The organism is Bacillus sp. V59.32b, assembly GCF_003429085.1.
GTDB lineage: Bacteria > Bacillota > Bacilli > Bacillales > DSM-1321 > Peribacillus.
The window spans coordinates 1-16,626 of record NZ_QVTC01000013.1 but is presented as its reverse complement, the minus strand read 5'-3'; the positions used below and the strand labels follow the sequence as shown (position 1 = coordinate 16,626).

Genomic DNA, 16,626 nt, shown 5'->3' with positions numbered 1-16,626 from the left:
TTCGTCGTTCTGACCCACATCCTGTGGGCCCCCGACAAGCATAAGACGAGCATCAGCGTGGGGAATGGTCTTCTCCCCATCGGATGATTGGCTAGACCAGAGAGGGGCTAGGCGCTGGAGCTGGATATAGATCATCTAAATTAGTTATCCACACAAAAAATCCATTTATAATTTCCTGGTAAACAATAAAAAACCCGCCTGATTTCGACGGGTTTTAGGATGCTTCTAATTTATTCGGTTAGGCGCAATCGGTACGGCCAAGTCATTTTGCAAGTTGTACGGTCCGATCGCATCAATCGTTACATTTTCAAATTTCACAGCATCAAAACCGAAATCCTTGGCTGTAAAAAGAATCGCTTCCAATGCGTATAAGTAAGCTTCGGTATCTTCTATTTTCGTATCTCCGGAAAATTTGACGATGAGTTTCTTTGCCTGCTCTTCAATGGAGTCCCATTCGAGCTGTTGAGGGATGGAAGGAAGGATGCTTGGATCCTCCTCAGCGTTTCCATTCTTCATCTCCGCCAGGGCTTCTTCAATCGTCGTGAACTCAGAGTTCGATGGTACGAGCATTTTTCGCGTGCCTTCATTCAATTGATAAATGAAATAGGCTCGGTTATTGTTACTCTCTATCTCAATTTCCTCCAGGAATCCATGATGGGAAAACTCGGCTCCTTTTTCCCCATTTGTGGAAAAGGTCACTCTGTCACCCCCCTGATATTTGAACGTTTCCTGAATCACTTTAAAAAACAGTCTATCTTCCAATAAGTGAGAGCTGTCTTCAGGCAGATCGATATTTATCGTTTGCTGGTTCTCGGTTGTAATAGTGGCATCCAGTGGGAAATAATCATCCAGGCCGAGGCTGTCTTCTTCCAAAAGCGACATTACCTGTGACAGTTCAGCTGCTGTTTCATCGCTGCCGTCTTCTGTGACATAAGAAACCGGGATGACATAGTTTACTTCGGTGTCAGGCACCCCAATAGTAATGACCGATTGATTTTCCAAGTCCGATGCCAGGACCGCTCCCGCTTTCAGCAGGGAAGGATCCTCTATTTTTGGGACGGATTTTTCTTCGGTTGAATTTCTTTTGGCCTCTGCCGCCTCTTCGTTTTTGTCCTCATTTGCGGCAATGTCCGGTTCTTCTGCAGGTGGTCCTTTCTTATCCGCCGAAGATTCCTGGTGATTACCTTCTGTTGCCGTTTTTTCGATGGCCACATCCTCGCTTGTCGAGTTTTCAGAGTTTAGCATAAAGCTTGAGGCAAGAACAGTCAGAACAAACAGGGCTGCCACTGTCGCAAAAAGAGGAACCCAATTACTTCGGCGTTTCTTATTGATTCTCAGTTCAATATTTTGATAAATTTCCTGCGAACTTCTTTTATCCTTAACCTGTGGTAAATTTTGCAGTAATTCCTCGATGTCCTTGTCATTCCATTGGGACCCTCTTCTCATCTGGCATACCCTCCTTCCCTGATTGTTCCTCCATTACCTTTTTGACCGCTTTCAAGGCCCGGTGCTGGGTAGTTTTCACTTTGCTTTCCGTCCACTTTAGAACCTCAGCTGTTTCGGAAATGGACAGCGCTTGGATGTAACGAAGGATGACTACTGACCTTTGATCGACTGTGCAATGATCAAGGCTTTTGTAGATCCAGCGTATATTCTCATTTTGTAAGGCAATCTCTTCCGGCAGCGGCTGCTGATCCTTGATTTGCTGCCCGTCCCAGTCAAAGCTCTCATATAATTTTTGCTTCCAGCTTTTTTGTTTTCGAAAATGATCGATGGCTGCATTTCTGGCAATCGAAAAAAGCCATGTTTTTTCACTGCTTTTTCCTTCAAATCGATCATATGATTTCATGACTCTTATGTAGACCTCTTGAACTAAGTCTTCGGCTGTCTCTCTGTTTTTAACGAGATAAAAAAGAAATTGAAATAGGTCATGATGATATTTTTCATAAAGTTCCTGAAAAACGGAGTCCATCGTTTCCCCTCCTCCGCTCAATGAATTAGTCGTAAAACATTTTAAAAAAGTTACATTTTTACTATAGACTGTTTGAAAGAAAAAAGGAAGGGGCCGCCCCACCCCTAGGTCTTCCGGAGGGGGCCCCTTCCAAGAATATTTGTTTATAGATGTTTCTTATGAAACAAGATTATCCGCCAATCTTTTTATGCCTTATTCATTTTCTCCCATTTTTCGAGGGAGGATGCATGTAAAGGTTGTTCCCTTTCCGGGTAAGCTATTTACGGTTATATGTCCGTCATGAGCGTCAATGATGTTTTTGGCGATCGCAAGTCCCAACCCAGTTCCTGAACGCCCCCTCGTCCTTGCTTTATCGGCTTTATAAAACCTTTCAAAGACAAAAGCGAGATCCTCTTCAGGAATACCGGATCCGGAATCTTTGACATCAACCACCAGTCCATACCGCTCTTCGCTTCGCTGAATGACTTCAACAGTCCCGCCTTCAGGGGTATGGCGGACGGCATTATCGATCAGATTTGTCAGAACCTGTTCCATGCGGTCTGGATCAAACTCCCAGCTAATATTCTCATCCTCCATACGGGTTACGATCTTAATATCCTTTTCTTTAGCAAGCCCATAAAACTTATAGGCGATCCGGTTCAAATAAGGCTGGAGCTCAACACGATCAAACTTAAGCGTGATATGCCCCGCCTCCATTCTTCCCAGGTCAAGCAGGTCATTGACAAGACGCCCCATCCGCAGTGATTCGTCATAAATCACCTGTGCCATTTCCTTCTTCTCTTCTTCACTTCCGGCAATATCATCGATAATCGCTTCACTGTATCCCTGAAGCATCGAAATCGGCGTCCTTAGTTCATGCGACACATTGGCGATAAAATCTTTACGCAGTTTGTCCAGTTTACGCTCTTCCGTCATATCGCGGATAATCGTCACGGCTCCGCGTATCGTATTATTGCTATACAGCGGACTGACGATCAGCACCCAATCATGTCCCTGGAGGCTTATCCCCCCAACCTGTTCTCTGCCCATTTCTTCGGACTGGTCAAAGAGATTCATAAGCACGGAAGGAACCATGTCACCTGTTTCACGGGCAAAACCTTTTTCATAATACCAGCTTTGAAGGAACCGTTCTGCAGGTGGATTCACCTCCAGGATTGTGCCGTCCTTATTGAAGGTGATAACCCCGTCAGCCATACTGCTTAAAATACTCGCAAGATGTTCCTTTTCCTGATTAAGAGCATTTAAATTGAATTTCAGCTGTTTCCCCATTTGATTAAAAGCGGTGGCCAGTTCACCGATTTCATCCCGAGTCAGGATCGGTACTTTCGTATCGAATTTTCCTCTAGCGACCTCAAAGGCAGCCTCCCGCATTTTACGCAACGGTGCCGTAATTCTCGTAGATAGGAAAAAAGCGAATATGGTTGTCAAAATGATCGCGACGCCCGCAGCGAGCAAAATAAACTTTGTTGTTGAATCCCTTGCTTCTTCCATTGCATCTAGCGAACGATATAAAAAGATTTCATCGAATTTCCCTTTTAGCTCTAAGGGAACCCCTACAACTATCGCCGGGACGTTCCGATTTGTACCGTTTTCAATAGGCAGGGCCATCTCCTTTTTTATCGTTTTTCGCTCAGAAAAAACTTTATCTAATTCTTCGTCGTCTCTTAAAAACCCGGGAGTTAACGCAGAATCCGCTTGTTCAGTGGAAAATATGACTTCGTCTCCTTCAATGACAAGCATCTTTGTTTCATCGCCAATCATTTGGGATGCTATTTCCAGTGCCTCGCTCGTATCGGCATGCTGGTGGAGAATCTCGGCAATTCTATTACCGCTTTTTGTCAGTTCATTTTCGACTTCATTAATCTGAAAGTTTTCAAAAAACTCTAATAGGAGGACCGTCAGGATCAATAGAACGAACGACACAAGCAGCAAAATCGTTATCCACAGTTTCCCGACTACACTTCGCCAAAACATCAGTCATTCATTACTTCGAATTTATACCCTACGCCCCATACCGTAACGATCATTTTTGCGGCGTTTTCTGAAATGCGGTTTAATTTTTCGCGCAATCGTTTTACGTGGGTGTCTACAGTTCGAAGATCTCCAAAAAATTCATAATGCCAGACTTCTTTTAATAATTGCTCGCGGTCAAACACCTTGTCTGGAGATTTAGCTAGGAAATACAACAGTTCATATTCCTTCGGCGTTAACGTTACTTCCTTATCGTCAGCCGTCACTCTATGCGCATCATTATCAATCGTTAAGTGAGGAAAAACAATAACATCCGCCGTGCTGGAATCTGCTTGAATATAGCTATTAGTAGCTGAACGACGAAGCAATGCTTTTACCCGCAACACTACTTCTCTTGGACTAAATGGCTTAACAATGTAATCATCTGTTCCCACTTCAAATCCCTGGACCCGGTTCACTTCTTCTCCCTTTGCGGTCAGCATGATGATAGGGGTCGACTTCTTCTCCCGAATTTCACGGCATACTTCTATTCCATCCTTGCCCGGCATCATGATATCAAGCAAAATCAGATCGTAATCACTTTCAAGTGCTTTCATTAACGCGATATTCCCGTTTTCCGCTTCATCAATCACGTAATCTTCCCGTTCCAGATACATTCTTATAAGACGGCGAATCCTTTCCTCGTCGTCCACTACTAAAATTCTTTGAGCATTCTCCATCGATTTACATCTCCTTTTTATTTAGTTTATCATTCATCAGATTGGTGAAAAAGTGGTACTTAGCAAAAGAAAAGTAGAAGCGCGCACTGTATATGGACTCGACTAAAATCACCACGCTGTGTCGGCGCCTGCACAAGTCGCTCCAGTACATCGTAGTTTAAGAAGTTCTACTTTTTTTAACAAAGAAAAAGGGCCCGACACCTCCTACACAAGCTGGATTCGCCGGGATGTGCAGGAAAGGAAGTGTCGATCCCTTAAGAATTATGCGTATGAATGCAAACCGGCGATGACCAGGTTAACAAAAATCAGATTGAACATAATGATCGCGAAACCAATCACGGCGAGCCATGCCGACTTCTCACCATGCCAGCCTTTGGACAGGCGAAGGTGAAGAAAAGCCGCATAAAACAGCCATGTGATCAAGGCCCAGACCTCTTTTGGATCCCAGCCCCAGAATCGGGTCCAGGCTATCTGCGCCCAGATCATCGCGAAAATCAGCGCTCCTAGCGTAAAAATTGGGAAACCGATCAATACGGAACGATAGCCTATTTCATCCACCAAGTCCAAATTGACATTTTTCACGAGCGGCTGAAGCATGGCGGAGATCCGTTTCCGTAGAATGAGTCTGAGTAAACCATAAAGAACAAGGCCGCTAAATATGGACCAGATGACCGTATTTAATTTCTTTGCGTCGATAATCGCCGGTACTTCGACAACCGGTTCCATTTTGCCATCAGTCAACAGTTTTCCTTCATGCGGACCGACGAGCGGAGGTAAGGTATAGGTCGCACCGGCCTCTTTATCTTCTTTGTCAAGATAGGCGAATTCCGCCTTGTAGTCCATTACTGAGAAAATGGTTGAAACAAGCACAAAGCCAAGTGTAATGACCAATGTAAGAATTGTCGCTTCAAGCCAAAAAGTACTTTTACTTGATTTCGATTGGTCAACGGATTTTAGCAAATAAATCAGCCCCGCCGCAAAGCTGATCGCCAGAATTGCCTGACCGGCTGCCGCGGTCGTCACGTGGATATGAAGCCAATCACTTTGCAGCGCTGGAATCAACGGCGAAATTTCCCTTGGAAACATACTTGCGTACGCGATGATGAGTACCGCTACAGGAAGTGTGAATAATCCAAGAACAGGAGTTTGATAGATAAAATAAATAATAATGAATGCTGCGACGAGCATCATGCCGAAGAATGTCGTGAATTCAAATAAATTGCTGACTGGAGCATGTCCGCTTGCGATCCATCTTGTGATGAAATACCCAAGCTGTGCGACAAAGCCGATGATTGTGATGATGATGCCGATCATTGCCCATTTGTTTTGTTTCTTTTCTGCCTGCCCTCTTTTATCTTTGATCGAGCCCGCAAAGAAAAAGGTAGCGATTAAATATAATATAAACGCGATATATAATAGATTGCTGCTTAGTTGAGCCATTATTTATCTTCCCCTTTTTTTGAAGATATCTCTTCTTGAAGCTGATCACGCGGTTCCTCGATTATCGTATTCTCGATGACCCGGTTTATATCACGCTTCAACCCATGCCAATTTTTGTTCGTATGTCCTGCGAGCCAAACTTCCCCATCTCTCTTTTGAATCCAGATACGGCGATGGTTCCAGTAAGCACCTTGAACGACACCAATCATAAAAATAAAGCCGCCGACAGCCAGAACCCACAGCGTTAAATCTTTTCGCACCGTTAAACCTGATACATTTTTCGTCTCGATCCCGGCAAAAGTCATCTTGTAGTCATTTTCACCGAGCGGCTCCAGATTTTGCTGAATCGCCACAAAACTGACTTCTCCCTCTGGTTTATCAGGCGTATACATTTTAAAGAAAAATGCCGGGTTATTCGGTATCCTGGATTTTGTACCGGGTTCACCGTTTTCCTTATACTCGAAGTCAGGGAAGTAGCTTATCAGTTCGACTGAATAGCCTTCCTTTAAATCGTATTTTGGTTGTGGATCGTATAAGTCCACCGTTACCATGCCGAACTTTTCTCCCGATTCCTTATGGGTCAGATCAAGCTTCATTTGATTTAATTCATCGCGTTTGTAATTCACCTGATAAATCGCATAATGGTCATGCTTTAGCGGCTGGTTGACTTTAATCTGATGATCTTTAACCTTCTTCAGTTCAGGTTCCTCACCGATTACCTGATCCCCAACCCTCTCATATAAGCTAACGTTAGATTGGTAGTTTTTCGCAATCGAACCGTTCATTTCAATAGCTTCTGAAAAATTCTCGTTTTCCTTTTCCTTATCGTAAACCTCTAGAATGAATTTATCACTCGAAAGGAAATATTTTCCTTCTGTACCTGGAATCGCTTTCGTTTCCCCTTCACGTATCCAAAGCATTTCGTCCACGTACATGCCGGGAACAAATCTCAGCATGCCGCCGATCAAGAATATAATCAAGCCAATATGGTTTACATAAGGGCCCCATCTTGAGAAACGTCTTTTTTCAGCAAGAATATTCCCGTCTTCAATGCGTACATGATACCGATGATTTTCGAGGCTCTTTTTAATTTCCTCAAAATCCGCGTCTCTATTTTCAGTCTTCGTAATTCCAAACACGCGCTGTCTTTTCAAAAAACCAGCATGCCTGGATACCTTTTGTTTTTTTAATGACCGGTATAATGGAAAGAAGCGGTCAATGCTTGCAATAAGAATGGAGGTTCCGATTAAAGCGATTAAAATCAAGTACCACCATGAGCTGTATAGATTATGAAGTCCAAGCTGGTAAAACAGCTTCCCGAACCAGCCGTATTCCTGTTCATAATGCTGTTCAGGCGGAATGTTCTGCGGTATGTACATTTCCTGCGGCAGGATTGTTCCAAGTGCCGAAGCAACCAGGGTGATGACAATCAGCCATATACCGACTTTTACTGAAGAAAAGAAATTCCATATTTTATCAACGATTGTCTTATTGTAGGTTTGCGAACGTCTGGCGCTTCCCTCATAGCGCATATCAACCACTTTATTTTCTGATTGGGATTCGTCCAACAGCCTGCCGCATGCTTCACAGAGGACAGTGCCATGCGGATTGATATGCCCGCATTCGCATTTCACTTCATCCATGTAAAAAAACTCCCCGTGTTATGGTTTTATTCTCTCCATTTGCTCCTGTATCATTTTCTCCGTCAATTCTCCCGTGATAAAATCAACGACCTTTCCTTCTTTATCAATAAGCAACGTTGAAGGAAGCGGATTGATGTCATAAGCCATCCGCACTTCCTCTCCTTTATCAATCAAGACAGGAAATGTCAGTTTATGCTTATCTACAAATGATTGCACAGCATAATCCGATTCATTGATGTTAACCGCCAATATTTGAACGCCTTGGTCTTTATATTTTTTATATTGGTTGTCCATATAAGGCATTTCTCTTTCACAAGGCTTGCACCATGTGCCCCAAAAATTAAGCAGCACACCCTGGCCCTTATAATCCGAAAGCCGATGCTTATTGCCTTCCATGTCGGTAAGCACAAAATCAGGAGGAATGGATCCCATTTTAACCGATGTATCCTGATCTTTTGTGAAATTGGCATATAAAGAGTACACAAGAGCTGCACCCAATAAAAGGAGGATAACCGTTCTTAGAACCAGGCGTCGCTTTTTCTTTTCCATATAAATCCCCCTGCTCTTTATCGTTTTCCTTCCATTATAACATTTATCAATCTTTGGCCTTTGTTTCCATAATTGAAGATTATGTGACAGTTCTTACGATTTTTTTCCTGCGACAGCAAGAGCCCGCAACTGTTTTACTTCATGGGGCGTCAATTCCCTAGAATCACCAGCCGATAAGCCGTGAAGAGTCAAAAAGCCGTAGCGCTCCCGTTTCAGCTTCAACACAGGATGGCCGATTGCCTCAAACATTCTTCTAACCTGTTGATTCTTTCCTTCATGAATGATAACTTCCACGATCGTGCTCTGCTTTTTCTTATCGGTTGAGAGTACCTTTGTCCTTGCCGGCGCTGTCTTACCGTCTTCAAGCACGATTCCTTTTTCTAGCTTCCGTAGATTTTCACGCAATGGAATTCCTTTTATTTTCGCAACGTAAACCTTATCCACTTCATGCTTTGGATGCATAAGGATATTGGCAAATTCTCCGTCATTCGTTAATAGCAACAACCCCGATGTATCATAGTCCAGCCGGCCTACCGGATAAATTCTTTCGGTAATTTCCGGGAAGAAATCGGTAACCACCTTTCTGTTCTTATCATCGGAAACAGCCGAAATCACTCCGCGCGGTTTATATAGCAGGTAGTATACCGGAACTTCCTTTGTAAGCGGGACTCCATTCACTTCAACCTTATCATTTGGACCCACTTTTGTACCGAGCTCTTTAACGATTTTCCCGTTCACCTTTACTTTTCCTTCTGTAATCAATTCCTCCGCTTTTCGCCGGGAAGCGATCCCCGAATGAGCGATAACCTTTTGTAAACGCTCCATCTATCGTCACCTCTTAGATTCTGCTTTTTGAATTTCATTTATGTATGACACAATCATACAATTATCGCACATTATCTTTATCATTAAAAGTTTACCATAGGATTATTTCGCCCACCAAAAATTATTTTTTATAAGAAAAGCGCAAGTGCCTTGCAAGTAAGGAAGAACGACTAAGACCGCCACATCGTTATGTCTTCTTCGTTCTGACCACATCCTGTGGGCCTCCGACCAGTATAAGGCGCACCGTAGGAGGGCCAAGCAAGGAACCTCAGCTAAAACCCGTCACGTCGTGGCGACGTCGGCACTAGTACGTCCTGTACGTTGTAGCTAGCACCTATCAAAGTTAAAATCTTCTTAGAAAAATAATAAAGCAAAGTGGCGATCTCACCACTTTGCTTCATTTAGTTCCAAAGACAAGTGTAACCACAACAATCGCCGCAATAATCCCGACCAAATCTGCAAGCAGGCCGACTTTGACCGCATCGCCCATTTTCTTGATCCCGACTGCTCCGAAATAGACAGTCAATACGTAAAAGGTCGTGTCCGTGCTTCCCTGTATCGTAGCGGCCAGCCTGCCGATAAAAGAATCTGGACCATAAACGGAAATTAAATCGCTCGTCATCCCCAATGCCGCAGTTCCTGATATCGGCCGGATGATGGCAAGCGGCAGTATTTCCGCCGGTACATGAAGCATTCCCAGCAGGGGCCTTAAAAATTGGACAATAAAATCAAGTGCTCCTGAAGCCCGGAAAACGGAAATGGCAACAAGCATCCCTACTAAAAAGGGAATGATCGAGAATGACATCGAAATCCCCTCTTTGCCACCTTCCACAAATGCCTCATATGTGGGAACCTTTTTGAAAGTTCCATAGATCATAATAAAACAGATTAATAAAGGAATCATCCAGACTGATATGGTCGTCATCCACTGCACACTATTTCACCCCGTTCCGGGTTCGTTTAAGATAATAATAACGATCAATCGCGATCGCGCCGACAGCTGAAATTGCGGTCGCGATAATCGTTGGAAACACAATATCTGTCGGACTGCTTGAATGGTTTGTTATCCTGATGGCGATCACAGTAGTCGGGATCAGGGTGATGCTTGACGTATTGATGGCCAAGAACGTAATCATGGATCTGCTGACAGTGGCCTTCCCGCCGTTCAATTCCTTTAACTGTTCCATCGCCTTTATGCCAAGCGGAGTTGCCGCATTCCCCAGACCAAAAAAATTGGCCATCATGTTTGATAAAATATATCCCATGGCCGGATGATTCGGTGGAATCTCCGGGAAAAGGCGTGTAATAATTGGCCGGAATAATCCTGACAGCCTATCGAGCAGCCCGGCATCCTGGGCGATTTTCATCAGGCCAAGCCAGAAAACGAGAATGCTCATCAGTCCAAAGGAAAGCGTGATGGCGTCTTTCGCGCTTTTGAAAAGGGCTTCATTCACTTGATCCATCGTTCCGTTGATCATGGCAAACACTACACCGATGACCGTCATCCCGACCCATAAATAATTAACCATTTTGGTTAATCCCCAATATACTGGCGAATATATCCACCCATCTAGAACCCAACGATACCTGTTTGAACGATTCCTTTGCCTCGCCGTAAAAAATCGATCGGCCGCCTATCTTATCCCCGTTCATATAAATCTCCGCACGGCCGACTTTATCAGGAAAACCCCCTTTCTTTTTCCAGCTTTTTTCCGGCTTTAGCAGCTTGATTTTAATATGGACCGCCTCTTTTTCCTCCTCATTCAAAGGATAATAAAAATTGTTTTTGATATAAACATTCCCTTTATAGGGCTTTTGTTTTACTTTTTTAATCGGGCCGGAAGATAAGATTTCCGTATTTTGATAATCCTTAAACGCAGATTCATACATAAAAATATGATCATTCCAGTCATCCGGTCCGTTCAGGGTTACTGCGATTAAATCAAGATCATCCTTGGTGGCTGTCGTAACCAAAGTCCGTTTCGCCAATTTGGTGTATCCCGTTTTTCCGCCCGTACAATATTCATATAACTGGGTAAGCAGCCGGTTTTTATTTCGCCACACATAATCCCAGTTTTCCATCGTATTCGGGGCCCGATAAACTTTTGTTCCTGCAATTTTCCTGTATGTATCGTTTTCCATGGCATAGCGTGTAAGCAAAGCCATATCATAAGCTGTTGAGTAATGATTCTTTGTATTGTCGAGTCCGTGCGGGTTAGAAAAGTTCGTGTTCTTCATGCCGATTTCCTCAGCCTTCTGATTCATCAGCCACACAAACCCTCCCAGGCTTCCTCCCACATGTTCAGCGATGGCTACGGCAGCATCATTACCCGACCGAAGCATCAGTCCGTATGTTAAATCCTCAAGGCTTATCTTCTCACCATTCTTTAAATATAAAGAAGACCCTTCAGTCCCTACGGCATTAGGGCTTACCTTCACGGTCTCATCAAGACTACCTGATTCTACGGCTAGAAGGGCGGTCATGATCTTGGTAATGCTGGCAATCTTGCTTTTTTCATGGGCGTTTTTTTCATAAATAACCCGGCCGCTTCCTTGCTCCAGTAAGATGGCGCTATGAGAACTGACCGGTAACGCCGCATCCGTTCCGGCAGGATATAAAGAAATAGTTAAAAGAATAATTAAGAAAGCCGATATGCTTTTATATAAAGAATGCATATATTCTCCACGTCCTTTGTGTTTTGTACAAGTTTATGCGTTAGGACAAGGGTTATGAATAAAATGCTGAAAAGAATAAAAGCGGAAGCGCCTTGCATGCAAGGAACGTCGACACCAGCCCATCCTGGGCAAGTCCGACAAGCCTTAGACGCACCTTGCAGGATGGCCAAGCGAGGAACCTCAGCTAATACCCGTCACGTCCTGTGACGAACGCTGAGGTCACCACAATCCTGTGGAAGCCCTGAAAGGGGCGGCTTATGACCTCGAAGGGCTAGGCGCTGGAGCTGGATGTCGAAAACCTCGATAAATTTTCTAAATAAAAATCAATACCTTAACAATAAAGATGATCGACCGGCGAATGCCGATCGATCAAACTTAACAGTCAAAAAGCCGGCCAAACCAGTTTTCGGGCTTCTTCATATCGTTCCGCAACACAAGGCCAGTTGACGATACTCCACCAATTATCCACGTATGCTCCTCTGTTTGTTGTATATTGCAAATAATAGGCATGCTCCCATACATCCAGTACAAGCAGCGGAATCGTATCCCATTGGGTAAGATTCATATGCTTCTCCGATTGCAAAATTTCCAGTCTTCTTGAACGCGGTGACCAAACGAGCAATGCCCATCCGACTCCTTCAACCTGTTTCGCGGCTTCGCTAAAATGCTTCTTGAACGCGGCAAAGCTTCCAAAATCCTTTTCCAGTCGTTTCAGCAACGGCCCTTTTGGCGTTCCCGATCCACGAGGGATCATCACTTCCCAGAAAAGAGTATGCAGGTAGTGGCCTGATCCATGAAAGGCAGCCTCTCTTTCCCAATGCTTTAACAACTCATAGTCCTTCGTTTCCCTAGCCCTCTTCATCATCATCTCTGCCTTGTTCAGTCCGTCTACATATGTTTGATGATGCCTATCATGGTGAAGCCTCATAATATCCTCAGAGATGACAGGCTCCAGCGCGTCATATGGATATGGAAGCGGCGGCAGCTTGTGTTTGCCCGGCGCGATTGTTTTTTCTGTTTGTTGTCTTTGAGCTGCTTTCTGTAGCAATTCTTCGGCTTTTCGATGGAGAGAATCAGCCGCCTGCTGCAAGGCAAGCACATTTTCTTCAGAAGCAGACCCGTCCTCGAGAGAAGTTGATAAAGCTAGAACATTCTCGATGCTATCTGATATATTTTCACGCAATCCAGTTTGCTCCAGTAGTTCAGAAATCCCTTTTGCCCACTCCCTTACATGTACGCCATATTCCTTATGATCATTCATTTCCACTTGCCTCCCAAATCCCCCGTAACCGCCTAACAGTCGAACGGGGATTGATTGAAAATACTAGGACAGAAACCCAGTGTCAATGTATCATATGATATTCCGTTACAAGAGTGCCCACCCTTATCTTTAGAAAAAGAAAAATGCCCTCCGCATTGTGTGTGGAAGGCATTTTTTGATAAGGGCATGAATACGTTTTGGTTTCAGGGTTGGAAGACTCATCAAAATTGATTTCTGCTTAATTATTTGGTTTTCTGCTCAATTATTTGGATTTGTGCTCGATTATTCGGATTTGTGCTCGATGATTGGGATTTCTGCTCGATTATATAATTTGTGCTCGATGATTGAGATTTCTGCTCGATTATCTTGATTTGTGCTCGATAATCCGGATTTGTGCTCGATGATCGAGATTTATGCTCGATTATATAAATTTGTGCTCGATGATTGGGATTTCTGCTCGATTATCTTGATTTGTGCTCGATTATCCGGATTTGTGCTCAATTATATAATTTGTGCTCGATGATTGGGATTTCTGCTCGATTATCTTGATTTGTGCTCGATGATCGGGATTTATGCTCGATTATATAAATTTGTACTTGACGGGCAAAATCAAATAAAGAAAATTCATTAATTGAAGTATAAGGCGTAGTTAGGATTCGTTTCGCTGACGCAAAAAAGACGACCTGGGCCGTCTTTTATAATAAATCAATTATTTGGATTGCATCATTTTTGTACGGTAGTCTGTTTCATAGAATTCAAGCTCTTCCCTAATAGACTGAAAACCGGCTTCTAAATCCTTCAATACGCCGATGATGCTTTCGGGAACCTCGGTGTGAAATTTAATCGAGTTTTTCCCGGTGTAAGCCGAGCGGCTGTCTTCATACCAGCGGTCTTGCTTTGGCGAAAAATATTCATCGATGCACTGGTGATATATTCTATATAAGGTTTTTTCGGCCGCCGCTTTATGAAAAACCTCATTTTTAAGGACGATTTGACAAGCTTCCAGCCCTTCTTCACAGTTTACGAGCAATTTTCTTATGCTGGATAAAACGCCTTTATAATAGGTTTCATCACCGTTTTTCTCCTGCTGCAGCCCTGAATAAGTCGTCTCATTCAAAAACTGTTCAAGCTTATCAACCGTATTTTCTAAAAAATTACGTACATCCTCAAGCTGAGATTTAACAATCATATTCCCCAACCGTAAACCCTCCTCAAGTTAATTAAATGATGAATTCTAAATCCTTGGTAAACTTGTACTCTTTCTTTTGCTCTAGCGCCTCGAAAACTTCAGGAAGCTTATCAAAGTTCACTCTCTCGAAATAGGAAGCGAATTCCTTTTTCGTATTGATGTATACCCTTTTTCGTGTCCTGAAATCGGGGTTTTTCAGTAGGCAAACGATCGCAGCGATGTCATAAAGATAAATTTCTTTTCCCCCTGCGGTAAACAGCGGATTGGCGGAATAAGGCGTAAATTCTTTGGCAAATTCATCGAAATAACGGACATACAAAACGTGGAGTGTTTTCTCCTCCCCATTCTCTATGTATGTTACTTCAGACTGGTTAAAAAAATCTTCCGGGGTATTGGACTGCGCTTTCTCCAGCTCATATCCCCTGCAATCCTTAATAATCAAGGAAACCCCTCCAGTTTGCCACCTTAGAAATTTCAACTGTCGCATTTTATTTTACAAAAAGGTATTCATTTTTATATAGTATATTATCACAATTCAGTAAAAAATGTTATTCGATTGTTCTCTGAAATTTTTCAAAAAACAGATCGGCTTCTCCCTGTTCAAAATCTTCCTCGTCATTTACAGTAAGAGGCGGTAGCTCCTCAATGGACTTCAAGCCGAAATAATCCAAAAATTCCTTTGTTGTCCCGTACAGATACGCACGACCTGAACCTTCCGCACGGCCCACTTCCTTAATCAATGCTTTGGAAACGAGCGTCTGGAGCGGCCGTTCCGTCAATACTCCCCTTACTTCCTCTATTTCCACTCTCGTAATCGGCTGCTTATAGGCAATGATTGCGAGCGTCTCCAATGCGGCTTGGGACAGCCCATGTGACCCAGGTGTTTCCACCAGCCGCTTCAGAAAGTCCGAATGTTCCTTTTTCGTGGCAAGCTGGTAAACTCCGGCCATTTCAACAATCTGTATACCCCGTGCTTCCTCCACATAATCAGCTTTTAAAGACTCAACAATGTCAACCGCCTGTATGTCAGTGATTTCGAGAACCGAAGATATCTGTTTTAACGACAAACCTTCATCCCCGGCCGCGAAAAGCAAGGCTTCAAGGATTCCCTTCCAATTAATAACTTCCAACTGCTTCTACACCTTCCTTAGCCACAATTAAGATTTCTGAAAAATTCCCTTCCTGATCAACGAAAACTTCGTTTAGTTTCATCAATTCCAGGACTGCCAAAAATGTGACGACAATATGTTCTTTATCCTGATGGGGAAATAAATCAAAAAAGCTTTTTCTTCCACCGAACGATCTAAGGTCGATAAGAATTTCATCCATTCGCTTTTCGATTGATATTTCCTGTCGGGTCACCTTCGTAAATAGCGGTTTTTGAAGTTTTTGACGACGAAGCAGCTTTTGAAAAGCTCCGAGCATATCATATAAGCTGACATTCAGATCCAGCTTTTCCTGCTCCTTCGCCTTAGAAAATTCCGATAGGTCACTAGGAGGTTTGGTAAACACGAGATTCCGTTCTTCCTCAAGTGTCTTAAAATCATTAGCCGCATTTTTAAACTTGCGATATTCAAGCAGCTTTTCGACCAGCTCGTCCCGCGGATCTTCCTCATAAGCGAAGCCTTCCTCATCTTCAGGCAATTCTTCTTCATGCTTAGGAAGGAGCATCTTGCTTTTGATTGCCAATAAAGTCGCGGCCATGACCAGATACTCACTTGCCAAATCGAGTTGCAATTCTTTCATGGCATGGATATAGCTGAGGTATTGCTCTGTAATTTCTGCCATCGGGATATCATAAATATCTATTTCAAGACGATTGATCAGATGAAGGAGAAGGTCCATAGGTCCTTCAAACGCTTCAATTTTTATATTGTACATGTATAAAACCCCATTTAAATTCATTCCGAACTTTTATCAACTATATTCAGTATAGTAGATTAACCGAACTTATCCAATAGGTATCTTTCTTTTTCACATAGGGCAGTTCCCCATTTAAAAAATTTAGAGCTCTGCTCATATTTCGGGGTGATTGCTCTTATTAGAACATCGCTCAATTCGGATAACCGCTTATATATCAGGATCATCGCTCATATATTCTGGCTACCGCTCATATATTCAGATAATCGCTCATATATCCGAGTCATCGCTCATATATTCTGATTACCGCTCGTATATTCAGATAATCGCTCGTAAATCCACGTCATCGCTCATATATTCTGATTACCGCTCATATTTTCAGATAATCGCTCATATATCCGAGTCATCGCTCATATATTCTGATTACCGCTCATATATTCAGATAATCGCTCATATATCCGAGTCATCGCTCATATATTCTGATTACCGCTCGTATATTCAGATAATCACTCGTAAATCCA

At 43.2% G+C, this 16,626-nt stretch carries 16 protein-coding genes; all 16 read right to left on the bottom strand.

What is annotated here, in order from left to right:
* Positions 1–225: 225 nt before the first annotated feature.
* Entirely contained in the window at positions 226–1,446 is a 1,221-nt protein-coding gene (locus D0463_RS03225) for a hypothetical protein (RefSeq protein ID WP_117305011.1), read from the bottom strand.
* Entirely contained in the window at positions 1,421–1,972 is a 552-nt protein-coding gene (gene sigX / locus D0463_RS03220) for an RNA polymerase sigma factor SigX (protein WP_117305009.1), read from the bottom strand. Before sigX ends, D0463_RS03225 begins: the two co-directional genes overlap by 26 nt.
* Positions 1,973–2,164: 192 nt before the next feature.
* On the bottom strand, positions 2,165–3,949 hold the full coding sequence (locus tag D0463_RS03215) for an ATP-binding protein (RefSeq protein WP_117305007.1): 1,785 nt from the start codon (positions 3,947–3,949) through the stop codon (positions 2,165–2,167).
* Complete coding sequence (locus tag D0463_RS03210; protein WP_117305005.1) at positions 3,946–4,662, bottom strand: response regulator transcription factor; 717 nt, start codon at positions 4,660–4,662, stop codon at positions 3,946–3,948. The genes D0463_RS03215 and D0463_RS03210 overlap by 4 nt, the downstream gene beginning before the upstream one ends.
* A 261-nt stretch (positions 4,663–4,923) precedes the next feature.
* Positions 4,924–6,102, bottom strand: coding sequence for a c-type cytochrome biogenesis protein CcsB (ccsB, locus tag D0463_RS03205; protein ID WP_117305003.1), 1,179 nt, complete (start codon positions 6,100–6,102; stop codon positions 4,924–4,926).
* Entirely contained in the window at positions 6,102–7,745 is a 1,644-nt protein-coding gene (gene resB / locus D0463_RS03200; protein WP_117305000.1) for a cytochrome c biogenesis protein ResB, read from the bottom strand. The genes ccsB and resB overlap by 1 nt, the downstream gene beginning before the upstream one ends.
* Positions 7,746–7,763: 18 nt before the next feature.
* On the bottom strand, positions 7,764–8,294 hold the full coding sequence (gene resA, locus D0463_RS03195) for a thiol-disulfide oxidoreductase ResA (protein ID WP_117304997.1): 531 nt from the start codon (positions 8,292–8,294) through the stop codon (positions 7,764–7,766).
* 93 nt (positions 8,295–8,387) lie between these two features.
* The gene (locus D0463_RS03190) at positions 8,388–9,119 is read right to left on the bottom strand and encodes a pseudouridine synthase (RefSeq protein WP_117304995.1); all 732 of its coding nucleotides are present in this window, start codon (positions 9,117–9,119) and stop codon (positions 8,388–8,390) included.
* Between the two features lie 397 nt (positions 9,120–9,516).
* Positions 9,517–10,044 (bottom strand): spore maturation protein, encoded by a 528-nt coding sequence (locus tag D0463_RS03185; RefSeq protein ID WP_483295712.1) that lies wholly within the window; start codon positions 10,042–10,044, stop codon positions 9,517–9,519.
* Positions 10,045–10,054: 10 nt separating this feature from the next.
* Positions 10,055–10,648, bottom strand: coding sequence for a nucleoside recognition domain-containing protein (locus D0463_RS03180; protein WP_117304991.1), 594 nt, complete (start codon positions 10,646–10,648; stop codon positions 10,055–10,057).
* Positions 10,641–11,795 carry a D-alanyl-D-alanine carboxypeptidase family protein gene (locus D0463_RS03175; protein ID WP_117304988.1) on the bottom strand — a complete coding sequence of 385 codons (1,155 nt, stop codon included), beginning with the start codon at positions 11,793–11,795 and terminating at the stop codon, positions 10,641–10,643. The genes D0463_RS03180 and D0463_RS03175 overlap by 8 nt, the downstream gene beginning before the upstream one ends.
* A gap of 382 nt (positions 11,796–12,177) precedes the next feature.
* Positions 12,178–13,056 carry a superoxide dismutase gene (locus D0463_RS03170; protein WP_117304986.1) on the bottom strand — a complete coding sequence of 293 codons (879 nt, stop codon included), beginning with the start codon at positions 13,054–13,056 and terminating at the stop codon, positions 12,178–12,180.
* A 709-nt stretch (positions 13,057–13,765) separates the two neighbouring features.
* On the bottom strand, positions 13,766–14,254 hold the full coding sequence (locus D0463_RS03165) for a YpuI family protein (RefSeq protein ID WP_117304983.1): 489 nt from the start codon (positions 14,252–14,254) through the stop codon (positions 13,766–13,768).
* A 22-nt stretch (positions 14,255–14,276) separates the two neighbouring features.
* Positions 14,277–14,687, bottom strand: coding sequence for a hypothetical protein (locus tag D0463_RS03160; protein WP_117304980.1), 411 nt, complete (start codon positions 14,685–14,687; stop codon positions 14,277–14,279).
* Between the two features lie 106 nt (positions 14,688–14,793).
* On the bottom strand, positions 14,794–15,375 hold the full coding sequence (gene scpB, locus D0463_RS03155; protein WP_117304978.1) for an SMC-Scp complex subunit ScpB: 582 nt from the start codon (positions 15,373–15,375) through the stop codon (positions 14,794–14,796).
* Complete coding sequence (locus tag D0463_RS03150) at positions 15,362–16,126, bottom strand: segregation/condensation protein A (RefSeq protein WP_117304976.1); 765 nt, start codon at positions 16,124–16,126, stop codon at positions 15,362–15,364. Before D0463_RS03150 ends, scpB begins: the two co-directional genes overlap by 14 nt.
* Between the last annotated feature and the right edge of the window lie 500 nt (positions 16,127–16,626).

What these genes read in the sequence shown, in the direction of transcription:
- D0463_RS03185 (WP_483295712.1), bottom strand. Translation starts at nt 10,044, where the DNA reads ATGACGACCATATCAGTCTGGATGATTCCTTTATTAATCTGTTTTATT.
- D0463_RS03170 (WP_117304986.1), bottom strand. Translation starts at nt 13,056, where the DNA reads ATGAATGATCATAAGGAATATGGCGTACATGTAAGGGAGTGGGCAAAA.
- D0463_RS03150 (WP_117304976.1), bottom strand. Translation starts at nt 16,126, where the DNA reads ATGTACAATATAAAAATTGAAGCGTTTGAAGGACCTATGGACCTTCTC.
- resB (WP_117305000.1), bottom strand. Translation starts at nt 7,745, where the DNA reads ATGGATGAAGTGAAATGCGAATGCGGGCATATCAATCCGCATGGCACT.
- resA (WP_117304997.1), bottom strand. Translation starts at nt 8,294, where the DNA reads ATGGAAAAGAAAAAGCGACGCCTGGTTCTAAGAACGGTTATCCTCCTT.
- D0463_RS03175 (WP_117304988.1), bottom strand. Translation starts at nt 11,795, where the DNA reads ATGCATTCTTTATATAAAAGCATATCGGCTTTCTTAATTATTCTTTTA.
- D0463_RS03180 (WP_117304991.1), bottom strand. Translation starts at nt 10,648, where the DNA reads ATGGTTAATTATTTATGGGTCGGGATGACGGTCATCGGTGTAGTGTTT.
- D0463_RS03190 (WP_117304995.1), bottom strand. Translation starts at nt 9,119, where the DNA reads ATGGAGCGTTTACAAAAGGTTATCGCTCATTCGGGGATCGCTTCCCGG.
- sigX (WP_117305009.1), bottom strand. Translation starts at nt 1,972, where the DNA reads ATGGACTCCGTTTTTCAGGAACTTTATGAAAAATATCATCATGACCTA.
- D0463_RS03225 (WP_117305011.1), bottom strand. Translation starts at nt 1,446, where the DNA reads ATGAGAAGAGGGTCCCAATGGAATGACAAGGACATCGAGGAATTACTG.
- ccsB (WP_117305003.1), bottom strand. Translation starts at nt 6,102, where the DNA reads ATGGCTCAACTAAGCAGCAATCTATTATATATCGCGTTTATATTATAT.
- D0463_RS03210 (WP_117305005.1), bottom strand. Translation starts at nt 4,662, where the DNA reads ATGGAGAATGCTCAAAGAATTTTAGTAGTGGACGACGAGGAAAGGATT.